The 10,117-nt window shown below is 74.1% G+C and carries 10 protein-coding genes and 1 pseudogene; 9 read left to right on the top strand and 2 right to left on the bottom strand.

The features are described 5' to 3' along the window. A partial coding sequence (locus tag BJF79_RS22410; RefSeq protein ID WP_262402415.1) for a hypothetical protein occupies positions 1-375 on the bottom strand: 375 nt, incomplete at its 3' end. A gap of 119 nt (positions 376-494) precedes the next feature. Between BJF79_RS22410 and BJF79_RS22405 the strand changes: the two genes are divergently transcribed. The 5 genes from BJF79_RS22405 (at position 495) to BJF79_RS22385 (ending at position 5,038) form a co-directional block, all read left to right on the top strand. Continuing rightward, positions 495-1,964: a flavin-containing monooxygenase gene (locus BJF79_RS22405; RefSeq protein WP_075900201.1), complete on the top strand. Its 1,470-nt coding sequence runs from the start codon at positions 495-497 to the stop codon at positions 1,962-1,964. A gap of 23 nt (positions 1,965-1,987) precedes the next feature. Beyond that, a complete protein-coding gene (locus BJF79_RS22400; protein ID WP_075900199.1) occupies positions 1,988-2,755 on the top strand; it encodes an SDR family NAD(P)-dependent oxidoreductase in 768 nt (255 codons plus the stop codon). Between the two features lie 102 nt (positions 2,756-2,857). After that, positions 2,858-3,781, top strand: coding sequence for a DMT family transporter (locus BJF79_RS22395; protein WP_075900197.1), 924 nt, complete (start codon positions 2,858-2,860; stop codon positions 3,779-3,781). Positions 3,782-3,798: 17 nt separating this feature from the next. Continuing rightward, entirely contained in the window at positions 3,799-4,707 is a 909-nt protein-coding gene (locus BJF79_RS22390; protein ID WP_075900195.1) for an NAD-dependent epimerase/dehydratase family protein, read from the top strand. Between the two features lie 10 nt (positions 4,708-4,717). Beyond that, a complete protein-coding gene (locus BJF79_RS22385; RefSeq protein WP_075900193.1) occupies positions 4,718-5,038 on the top strand; it encodes a GroES family chaperonin in 321 nt (106 codons plus the stop codon). Here the strand turns inward: BJF79_RS22385 and aztA are convergent. Continuing rightward, complete coding sequence (gene aztA, locus BJF79_RS22380) at positions 5,029-5,712, bottom strand: zinc ABC transporter ATP-binding protein AztA (RefSeq protein ID WP_075900191.1); 684 nt, start codon at positions 5,710-5,712, stop codon at positions 5,029-5,031. The two genes, BJF79_RS22385 and aztA, sit on opposite strands and share 10 nt — an antisense overlap. 49 nt (positions 5,713-5,761) lie before the next feature. Here aztA and aztB point away from each other — a divergent pair, with 49 nt between their 5' ends. The 4 genes and pseudogenes from aztB (at position 5,762) to aztD (ending at position 9,974) form a co-directional block, all read left to right on the top strand. Next, positions 5,762-6,640 carry a zinc ABC transporter permease AztB gene (aztB, locus tag BJF79_RS22375; RefSeq protein WP_075900189.1) on the top strand — a complete coding sequence of 293 codons (879 nt, stop codon included), beginning with the start codon at positions 5,762-5,764 and terminating at the stop codon, positions 6,638-6,640. Continuing rightward, positions 6,637-7,854 carry a hypothetical protein gene (locus BJF79_RS22370; protein ID WP_262402414.1) on the top strand — a complete coding sequence of 406 codons (1,218 nt, stop codon included), beginning with the start codon at positions 6,637-6,639 and terminating at the stop codon, positions 7,852-7,854. Before aztB ends, BJF79_RS22370 begins: the two co-directional genes overlap by 4 nt. Further along, on the top strand, positions 7,848-8,771 hold the full coding sequence (gene aztC, locus BJF79_RS22365; RefSeq protein WP_075900187.1) for a zinc ABC transporter substrate-binding protein AztC: 924 nt from the start codon (positions 7,848-7,850) through the stop codon (positions 8,769-8,771). The genes BJF79_RS22370 and aztC overlap by 7 nt, the downstream gene beginning before the upstream one ends. Positions 8,772-8,796: 25 nt before the next feature. Next, a pseudogene (aztD, locus tag BJF79_RS22360) lies at positions 8,797-9,974 on the top strand (zinc metallochaperone AztD). The last annotated feature ends 143 nt before the right edge of the window (positions 9,975-10,117 follow it).

Here is a 10,117-nt window from a genome sequence, read left to right as displayed (position 1 = left end):
CCGCGAGCCGCGGCGCCGCCGCGCCGCCGTCAGCGCCGCCGCCCACACGGCGCCGCGGGCGAGATCGCCGTCGGAGTCGTGGACCAGGTAGTGCTCGTGGTGCCCGTGGTCGCCGAGCCGGTCGGCGGGGCCGTGGTGCTCGCTGCACATCGGGTCGTCCTCGGCGAGCGCCCGGACCGGACTCGGCGAGCGCGGCGCGCGCTTCGGCGGCGTCGGCGAGGGCGAGCACGTCCGCCGCCAGCGCTGCGACGGGCGCGGGCCGGACAGGCTCCGCAGGTGCCGGACGAGCTCGGCCGCCGGGTCCGCGAGGGCGCGGAGCGGGGCGGCCCACGGCGCCCGGGCGGGGACGAGGGCGGGGGCGTCCAGGGTCGGCATGCGGACGATCGTCGCAGAGCCGCCCGACAAAACCGGGCGTTCCGCCGCTCTGGTCAGTGACCTCATGGTCACCTACGCTCGAAGCAGACCTGAACAGAACCAGATTCGGGACGGCGCCCATGACGCACAGCGTGGTGATCATCGGAAGCGGGTTCGGCGGCATCGGGATGGCCGTCCGGCTCGGCATGGCCGGGATCCGCGACGTGGTGATCCTGGAGAAGTCCCGGGACCTCGGCGGGACCTGGCGCGACAACACCTATCCGGGCGCCGCGTGCGACATCCCCTCGCACCTGTACTCGTTCTCCTTCGAGCCGAAGACGGACTGGACGCGCCGGTTCCCGCCGCAGCCCGAGATCCTCGACTACCTGCGGCACTGCGCCCGCAAGTACGGCGTCCTCGACAAGATCCGGTTCGGTACCGAGGTGACCGAGGCGCGGTTCGACGAGCGCGCCGCGCTCTGGCGGGTCTCCACCACCGGCGGCGAACTGGAGGCGCGCGTCCTGGTGTCGGCGTCCGGGCAGCTCAACCGGCCCGCGCTGCCGGAGATCGCGGGCCGCGAGTCGTTCGCCGGGCCCGCCTTCCACTCCGCCCGCTGGGACCACGGCGTCGACCTGCGCGGACGCCGCGTCGCGCTCGTCGGGACGGGCGCGAGCGCGATCCAGATCGTCCCCGAGATCGCGCGGGAGGCCGCCGAGCTGCGGATCTACCAGCGGACGCCCCCGTACGTGATCGAGAAGCCGGACCGGCCGTACCCGGCGTGGCAGCAGGCCGTGCTCCGCACCGTGCCGGGCGCGTACGGGCTGAGCCGCGCCCGCATCTACACGCAGCTCGAATCGCGCGCGCTGGGGTTCTTCAAGTACCCGAAGCTGATGGGGCTCATGGAGGGCAGGTTCCGGCGGCGGCTCCGCGACGAGGTCGCGGACCCGGGCCTGCGGGACGCGCTCGTCCCCGGCTACCGCATGGGGTGCAAGCGGATCCTGGTGTCCAACGACTACTATCCGGCTCTGAACAGGCCGAACGTCCACCTGATGACCGACCCGATCGAGCGGATCACGCCGTCCGGCGTCGCGACGCCCGGCGGCGAGCACCCCGCCGACGTGCTCGTCTACGCGACCGGGTTCAGCACCACCGACTTCCTCGCCCCCATGAAGATCGTCGGACGGGACGGGCGGGAGCTGAACGAGGCGTGGCGGGACGGCGCCCGCGCCCACCTCGGGATCACCGTCAGCGGCTTCCCGAACCTGTTCCTGCTGTACGGCCCGTACACCAACCTCGGGCACAACTCGATCATCTACATGCTGGAGTCGCAGTTCCGGTACGTCCTCGGCTGCGTGGAGGTCCTGCGCCGGCACGGCTTCGGCTGGATCGACGTGCGCGCGGACGTCGAGGACGCGTTCGTCCGCGAGATGCGGGACCGGATGCGCGCCACCGTGTGGGAGGCGGGCTGCGAGAGCTGGTACCGGCAGGCGGACGGGACGGTCGTGAACAACTGGCCGGGGTTCACGTTCGCCTACCGCCGCGCCACCCGCCGTCCCGACCCGCGCCACTTCCGCGCGCGCCCCGCACCGGCCGGGAGGCACGCCCGGTAGTTTCCGCTCGGTAGGCTCACGGCATGCCGACCGCCTTCATCACCGGCGCGACCGCCGGCATCGGCGCCGCCTTCGCGCGGCGCTCGCGCCGGGACGGATTCGACCTCGTGCTGCTCGCCCGCGACACCGCCCGGCTCGACGCGGCCGCCGCCGACCTGCGCGGACGGTACGGGGTGCGCGCCGAGACGCTGACCGCCGACCTGTCGGCCGAGGACGGGCTGGCGGCCGCCGAGGCACGGGCCCGCGAGGGCGTCGACCTCCTGGTCAACAACGCCGGATTCGGCAACCGGGGCGTCTTCCTCGACGTGCCGGTGGCCGACGAGCTCACCATGCTGAAGGTGCACTGCGAGGCCGTCCTGCGGCTGACCCGCGCCGCCGTCCCCGGCATGCTGGAGCGGGGCCGCGGCGGGGTGATCAACGTGTCGTCGGTGTCGGCGTTCGCGACGCGCGGCACCTACGGCGCGTCCAAGGCGTGGGTGGTGAGCTTCAGCCAGGGCGTCGCCCAGGACATCGCGTCCCGTTCCGACGGCCGCGTCCGCGTCATGGCGCTCTGCCCCGGTTTCGTGCACACCGAGTTCCACGAGCGCGCCCGGATGGACATGTCGGACGTCCCGGGCTTCATGTGGCTGGACAAGGACGCCGTCGTCGACGCCGGGCTCCGCGACCTCCGCCGGGGCGTGCGCGTCAGCGTGCCGAGCGTCCAGTACAAGGCGATCGTCGGCCTCACCCGGCTCCTCCCGCAGGGTCTGGTGGCGCGGCTTTCGTCCACCCGCGGGCGCAGATACGACTGATCCCTTGTCACGGAGGGTCCGGCCGGGCAAGCTGGTAGCGCACGTCGCTCCTCCGGCGCGCGAGCGGCGTCTTTCGCCATGCACGCCGAGAGGTCATTACGTATGCACGACCTGGGCCACTTCGCCCTCGCTCTGATCGCGACCACCACCTACTACGTCGCTTTCCTGATCTTCCGTGTGTCCGCGCGCCGGATGGAGCCGCTGCGCGGCGGACGGCCGTTCCGCGTCGCCCGGCTGATGCTGACCGACCCGATCTGGCTCGGCGGCGGCCTGCTGCTGTTCCTCGGGCTCGGCTACGAGATCGTCGCGTTCACGCTGCTGCCGCTCACGCTCGTCCAGCCGATCTTCGCGGTCGGGCTGGTGCTGCTCGTCGCGTACGCCGTGTGGTTCCTCGACGAGCGGCTGACGCGCCGCGAATGGACGAGCATGGCGCTGTTCGTCCTGTCCACGCTGCTGATCGGCATGTCCGCCGACCCGGCCGGCGAGCCGGTCGCCGACGCGACGCTGATCGGCACCCTCACCGGGCCGTGGCCGATGCTCGCGATGTGCGTCCCGGCGTTCCTCGTCGCGGCCCTGGTCTGGCTCGTCGGGGACCGGCGGACCGGCGGACGGCACGCGCGGCGGCTCTCCGGCGTCGCCTACGGCATCGGCGCCGGGGCCTGCGCGGGCCTCGCCGAGGCCGGGATCCGCGGCATCGCCATCGTGCACGCCGACACCGGCAGCCTGTGGGCGATCATCGAGTCGCCGTACCCGTACCTGACGCTCGGGTTCGCCGCGATCGCGCTCGGCCAGCTCCAGGTCGCGCTGCAGCGGTGCCGGATCGCGATCGTCGCGGCCGTGCTGACCGTCATCGGGCGGCTGTACCTGATCGTCAGCGGGTCGGTCCTGTTCGGCGAGGACTGGCCGAGCGACGCGGGCCCGTTCCTGCTCCGCACGGCCGGTTTCGGCGTCGCCCTCGCCGCCATCGCGCTGTTCCCCCGCTACGAGGAGAACCGGCGGCCGGAGCCCGTGCACCAGGGCGCCTGATCGGCGATGCTCGACATATGCGGATTCTGGTGACCGGCGCGGGCGGCTACATCGGTTACGCGGTCGCGCGGCGCCTCGCGGCGGCGGGCCACGACGTGGACGGGCTCGTCCGCCGCGACGCCCCGCTCCCGCGCGGCGTCCGGCCCGTCCGCGGCGACCTGCTGGGCGGGCTCCCGGCGGGCCCCTACGACGGCGTGTGCCACCTCGCCGCGCTCACCCGCGTCCGCGAGTCGTTCGACGACCCGCTCGCCTACTACGAGACGAACGTGCACGGCACCCTCGCGCTGCTGCGCGCCGTCGGCCGCGCCGGGACGCGCGTCGTGTTCGGCTCGACCGCGGCCGTCTACGGGACGCCGAAGGAGCAGCCCATCCGCGAGACCGCCGGGACGGCGCCGGGCAGCCCGTACGGCGCCGCGAAGCTCGCCGCCGAGCGGATGATCCGCGACCACGCCCGCACGGGCGCGATCGGCGCGACGATCCTGCGCACGTTCAACGTGTCCGGTTCCGTCGACGGCCGTCCCGACCCCGACCCCACCCGGCTGATCCCGAAGGCGCTCGCGGTGGCCGCCGGGCGGGCACCGCGACTGGAGATCAACGGCGACGGGCTGGCCGTCCGCGAGTACCTGCACGTGGACGATCTCGCGGCGGCGTACGTCCGTGCCCTGGAGGGCGGCGCCCGTCCCGGCGAGGACCGCGTCTACAACGTCGGCACCGGGACGGGCGCGGCCGTCCGCGAGGTGATCGCGGAGGTGGAGCGGGTCACCGGACGGCCCGTCCCCGCCCTCCGGCGGCCCGCCCGCCCGGAGCCGCCGGAGCTGGTCTGCGACCCGTCCGCGATCCGCGCCGACCTGGGCTGGCGGGCGTCCCGCGCCCTCCCGGAGATCATCGCGGACGCGTGGAACGCCCTCACCCGCACGAACGACTAAACTCGCCCGCGTGTCCGAGCCGAAGTTCGAAGTCCAGATGCTGCACGACCGCGTGATGATCCGAGTCGAGAAGGACAGCGGGGAACGCCGCAGCACCGGCGGGATCGTCATTCCCGCGACGGTCGAGGAGACCAACCGCCTGGTCTGGGGCGAGGTCTGCGGGGTCGGCCACCACGTCCGCGTCGTCAAGCCCGGCGACCGCGTCCTGTTCCACCCCGACGAGCAGTACGAGGTCGAGATCCAGGGGGAGAACTACCTGGTCATGCGCGAACGCGACCTGCACGCGATCGCCAGCGAGCGCCCGGAGCACGGCACCGGCCTCTACCTCTGAGCCGTTTCCGGCGGGGCCTCCGGGGGCGCCTCCCCGGTGAGCAGGCGGCCGTTCTTCAGCAGCAGCCGGTGGTCGGCGCGCCCGGCGGCGTCCGCGTCGTGCGTCGCGTGGACGATCGTGACGCCGTCGTCCGCGACGAGTTCGGCGAAGATCTCCAGGATGCGGCGCCGCGCGTCCTGATCGAGGCCCGCCCCGGGCTCGTCCAGTAGCAGCAGGTCGGAGCGCTGGGCGAGGCCCTGCGCGATGAGCACGCGCTGGTACTGGCCGCCGGACAGCTCGCCCAGTTGCCTGCGGGCGAGTCCGGTGACGCCGACGCGTTCCATGCAGTCCGCGACCACGGTCCGGTCGTGCCGGGTGAGCGGCCGCCACCGGCCGCGATGCGCCCAGCGGCCCATCGCCACGGCGTCCCGCACGGTCATGGGCAGCGCGGCGGGGACGTCGGTGTGCTGCAGCACCAGTGCGGGCCGCCCGCCGCCGCCGGACCGTTCCACCGTGCCCGCCGTCGGCGCGAGGGTCCCCGCGAGGACGCCGAGCAGCGTCGACTTTCCCGAACCGTTGTGCCCCACGAGGGCGGTCACCCGTGCGCGCGGCACGCGTGCCGTGATGCCGTGCAGCACCGTCGTGGCGCCGTAGCCCGCACGGATCCCGCGCATCGTGATCGCCGTCTCGTCCATCACTGCTCCCTTGCAAACGATAACGGTTTTCATTGTACGATCCTTGCCCATGGAGTGGCTTTTCGCCCCCTTTGGGGTGTCTTTCGTCGAGCGGGCGCTCGTCGGCGGGCTGCTGGTCTCCGGCATCTGCGCGCTGGCGGGCACCTGGGTCGTGCTGCGCGGCATGGCGTTCCTCGGCGACGCGATGTCGCACGGGATGCTGCCCGGCGTCGCCGCGGCGTCGCTGCTGAACGGGAGCCTGTTCGTCGGCGCCCTGCTCAGCGCGGTCGCGATGGCGCTGGGCGTCACGGCGCTGTCGCGCTCGCCGCGGCTGTCCCGCGACACCGGCATCGGGCTGCTGTTCGTCGGCATGCTCGCCACCGGCGTGATCCTGGTGTCGCACTCGCAGAGTTACGCGGTCGACCTGACCGCCTTCCTGTTCGGCGACGTGCTCGCCGTGCGCCCGCGCGACCTGGCCGTGCTGGCGGCGGCGCTGTGCGTCGCGGCGGTCATCGCCGCCGCGGGGCACCGCTCGTTCGTCGCCCTGACCTTCGACCCGCGCAAGGCGCGGACGCTCGGCATGCGGCCCCGGGCGGCGAACGCGCTGCTGCTGGGCCTGCTGACCCTGGCGATCACCGCGTCGTTCCACGTGGTCGGCACCCTGCTGGTGTTCGGGCTGCTGATCGCGCCGCCCGCGGCGGTGGTGCTGTGGGCGCGCAGCGTCCCGGCGGTGATGGCCGGGGCCGCGCTGCTCGGCGCGCTGTCCACGGTCACCGGCCTGCTCGTCTCCTGGCATCTGGGCACCGCGGCCGGGGCGACGATCGCCGCGACGGCCGTGGCGCTGTTCTTCCTCTCCGCGCTGGGCGCCGGCCTGCGCGACCGCCGCCCGCGCGGCGCCCCGGCGCGTCCCGGCGGCTCCCCACGAAAGGAACCCGAGTACTCGTCATGATCTGTGGCAGCACGAGACGCGCCCAGCTGGGGCGCGCCGATGACCGCGCTCGCGGCGGGGCTCGTCCTCGCGGCGTGCGGCGCCTCCGGCGGCGACGGCGGCGCGGACGGGTCCGCGGGCGCGGAACCGGCCCCGCACGGCTACGTCGAAGGGGCCGAGGAGACGGCCGAGGCGCAGGCGGCCGGCTCGTCCTGACCGAGGCCGGAGGCGGCCGGGTCCACCTGCTGGACCCGGCGACCGGCGAGACCTCGCCCGCCGGGGAGGCCGCCGGCGTCACGGCGGCGCGCAGCGACGGGCGGTTCGCCTACCTGGCCACCGCGAACGGCGCGCGCGTCGTCGACTCCGGGGCGTGGACCGTCGACCACGGCGACCACGTGCACTACTACCGGACCGGCGCCCGGATGGTCGGCGACCTCGAAGGGGACGTGCGCGGGGGCGTGAGCGGCGACGTCGCCGTGACCGTCCTGGCGGGCGGCGGCGAGGTGCGCGTCCTGGACCGCGGGGCCCTCGACGCGGGGAAGATCGCGGAGGTCGCGAGGATCCCGGGGCGGGCCGGGGTCGCCCATGCCGAGCACCTGCTCGTCGCCGCCCCCGGGCGGGGGGAGGTGACCGTCCACGAACGCGACGGCCGCCGCGTGTCGCGGCTGCCCGAGACGTGCCCCGATCCCCGCGGGCAGGCGACGACCCGGCGCGGCGCCGTCCTCGGCTGCGCCGACGGGGCGCTGCTCGTCGCCCACGAGGATGGAACGTTCCAAGCGACGAAGATCCCCTACCCCGGCGAGGTCCCGCCGGACGAGCGGGCCGTCGAGTTCCGGCACCGTCCGGGCTCGGACGTGCTGGCGGCCAGGGCGGGAGACGAGGGCGAGGGCGCCTGGGTGCTCGACGTCCGGGCCCGCGAATGGAACCGCGTCGGCGACGCGCCCGCGCTCGCCGTGAACGCGGTGGGCGAGGACTCGCCCGTCCTGCTGCTCGGCCGGGACGGCACGCTGCGCTCCTACGACCCGGAGACCGGCGAGGAACTGGCGGCCACCGACCTGCTGAAGGACGTCGACGGCGCGGCCGTCCCGGTGATCGAGGTCGACACCGCGCGCGCGTACATCAACGACCCGGCCGCGCGCGCCGTCCACGAGATCGACTACAACGACGACCTGCGGGTGGCGCGCACGTTCGACCTGCCGTTCTCCCCCGCGCACATGGTGGAGACGGGATGGTGACGCGCCTCGCCGCCCTGCCGGCGGCACTGCTCGCGGCGCTGCTCCTCACGGTGACGGCCTGCTCGGCGCCCGGGACCGGACGGTCGGGCGTCGTGGTCACCACCAACATCCTCGGCGACATCACCCGCGAGATCGTGGGCGACCAGGCGGACGTGACGGTCCTGATGAAACCCGGCGCGGACCCGCACTCGTTCGGGGTGTCCGCACGGGACGCCGCCCGCATCGAGAACGCCGCGCTGCTGGTCCACAACGGGCTCGGCCTGGAGGAGGGCGTGGCCCGCAACGTCGAGGCCGCCGCCGGCCAGGGCGTCCCGACGCTGGCCGTCGGCGAGGAGGTCGACCCGATCCCCTACGCCGGGGGCCGCACCGCCCGGGAACCCGACCCGCACTTCTGGACCGACCCCGTCCGGGTGCTCAAGGCCGTCGACGTCATCGCGGACCGGGTCGTCGAGCACGTCGACGGCGTCGACGAGGGGAAAGTCCGCGCGAGCGCGGCCGCGTACCGGGAGCGGGTCGAGGAGCTCGACGCGTGGATGCGGGGCGAGTTCGCGAAGATCCCGGAGGGCCGCCGCAACCTGGTCACCGACCACCACGTCTTCGGGTATCTCGCCCAGCGCTACGGCTTCGAGGTCATCGGAGCCGTCATCCCGAGCGGCACCACGCTCGCCTCGCCGAGCGGCTCCGATCTGAAGTCGCTGGCCGACGCGGTCCGCGGCGCGGGCGTCCGGACGGTGTTCGCCGACTCGTCCCAGCCGGACCGGCTCGTCCGGGTGATGGCCCGCGAGACCGGGCTCGACATCGACGTCGTCCCGCTCTACTCCGAGTCGCTCACCGCCGCCGACGGCGGCGCCCCCACCTACCTGCGAATGATGCGCGCCAACACCGAGGCCGTCACGACCGGCCTCACCGATCAGTGAAATCCCCCAGAAAGCGAGACGAGAGATGAAACACCCCGTTCGAGCGCGGACGGCGCTGCCCGCCCTGACGGTCGCGCTCGGCCTCACGCTGAGCGCCTGCGGGCAGAGCGACTCCGGCTCCGCCGCGCGGGGCGCGACGACGTCGCCCGCGGCGGTCCAGGTCCGGGAACCGCTGGTGGCGACCTACGACGGCGGCCTGTACGTCATCGACCCGGGCACGCTCAAGGTCGTCCAGGACATCCCCCTGGACGGGTTCAACCGCGTCAACCCGGCGGGCGACGGCCGCCACGTCATGGTCTCCACGTCCACCGGGTTCCGCGTCCTGGACGCCGCCGCCGCGAAACTCACCGACGACGAGTTCGCCGCCCCCAAGCCGGGCCACGTCGTCCACCACGCGGGCAAGACCGTGCTGTTCTCCGACGGCACCGGGAAGGTGACCGTCTTCGACCCGGCCGGGCTCGGCGGCGGCGGGCTGCCCGAGACCGAGACGCACGACAGCGAGCACGCGCACCACGGCGTGGCCGTGGCGCTGTCCAACGGCGAGCTGCTGACCACGCTCGGCACCGAGGAGGAGCGCACCGGCGTCCACGTCCTCGACGCGGACCGCGAGGAGATCGCCCGCAACGAGGACTGCCCCGGCGTGCACGGCGAGGCGACCGCGCGGGGCGAGGCCGTCGTCATCGGCTGCGAGAACGGCGCGCTCGTCTACCGGGACGGGAAGATCAGCAAGGTCGAGGCGCCCGACGAGTACGGACGCATCGGCAACCAGGCGGGCCACGAGGAGTCCCCGATCGTCCTCGGCGACTACAAGACCGACGCCGACGCCGAACTCGAACGTCCCGAGCGGGTCTCCCTCATCGACACCCGGACCGGCGACCTCGAACTGGTCGATCTGGGGACGAGCTACACGTTCCGCTCGCTGGCGCGCGGGCCGCACGGGGAGGCCCTGGTCCTGGGCACCGACGGTCGCTGCACGTCATCGACCCGGAGAAGGCCGAGGTCTCGGAGAAGATCGAGATCATGGGCGAGTGGCGGGAGCCGCTGGAATGGCAGCAGCCCCGTCCGGCCCTCTACGTCCGCGACCACACGGCGTACGTCACCGACCCGGGCGGGCGGACGCTGCACGCCGTCGACCTCGAATCGGGCGAGGTGAAGGCGACGGCGACGCTGCCGCAGCCTCCGAACGAGCTGACCGGCGCCTGAGACCGGCGCACACCGGTCGCGGGCCGTCCCTCCGCCCCGGCGCCGCGACCGTGCGCGCGCGTCCGGACGTCCGGCGCACGACAGCGGCGCCGACAACGCCGACGAGATCGGCCTTACCGGCCGCCTACCGGCCGCTACCGGCC

Source organism: Actinomadura sp. CNU-125, assembly GCF_001942465.1.
In the GTDB taxonomy this organism is placed as follows: Bacteria; Actinomycetota; Actinomycetes; order Streptosporangiales; family Streptosporangiaceae; genus Spirillospora.
Note: the sequence above shows the minus strand (reverse complement) of the source record. Positions and strands in the feature narration are given on the sequence as shown.

Bases quoted from the DNA above. Each gene is read 5' to 3' on its own strand.
- BJF79_RS22405 (WP_075900201.1), top strand. From the start codon at position 495: ATGACGCACAGCGTGGTGATCATCGGAAGCGGGTTCGGCGGCATCGGG.
- BJF79_RS22400 (WP_075900199.1), top strand. From the start codon at position 1,988: ATGCCGACCGCCTTCATCACCGGCGCGACCGCCGGCATCGGCGCCGCC.
- BJF79_RS22395 (WP_075900197.1), top strand. From the start codon at position 2,858: ATGCACGACCTGGGCCACTTCGCCCTCGCTCTGATCGCGACCACCACC.
- BJF79_RS22390 (WP_075900195.1), top strand. From the start codon at position 3,799: ATGCGGATTCTGGTGACCGGCGCGGGCGGCTACATCGGTTACGCGGTC.
- aztA (WP_075900191.1), bottom strand. From the start codon at position 5,712: ATGGACGAGACGGCGATCACGATGCGCGGGATCCGTGCGGGCTACGGC.
- aztB (WP_075900189.1), top strand. From the start codon at position 5,762: ATGGAGTGGCTTTTCGCCCCCTTTGGGGTGTCTTTCGTCGAGCGGGCG.
- BJF79_RS22370 (WP_262402414.1), top strand. From the start codon at position 6,637: ATGATCTGTGGCAGCACGAGACGCGCCCAGCTGGGGCGCGCCGATGAC.
- aztC (WP_075900187.1), top strand. From the start codon at position 7,848: ATGGTGACGCGCCTCGCCGCCCTGCCGGCGGCACTGCTCGCGGCGCTG.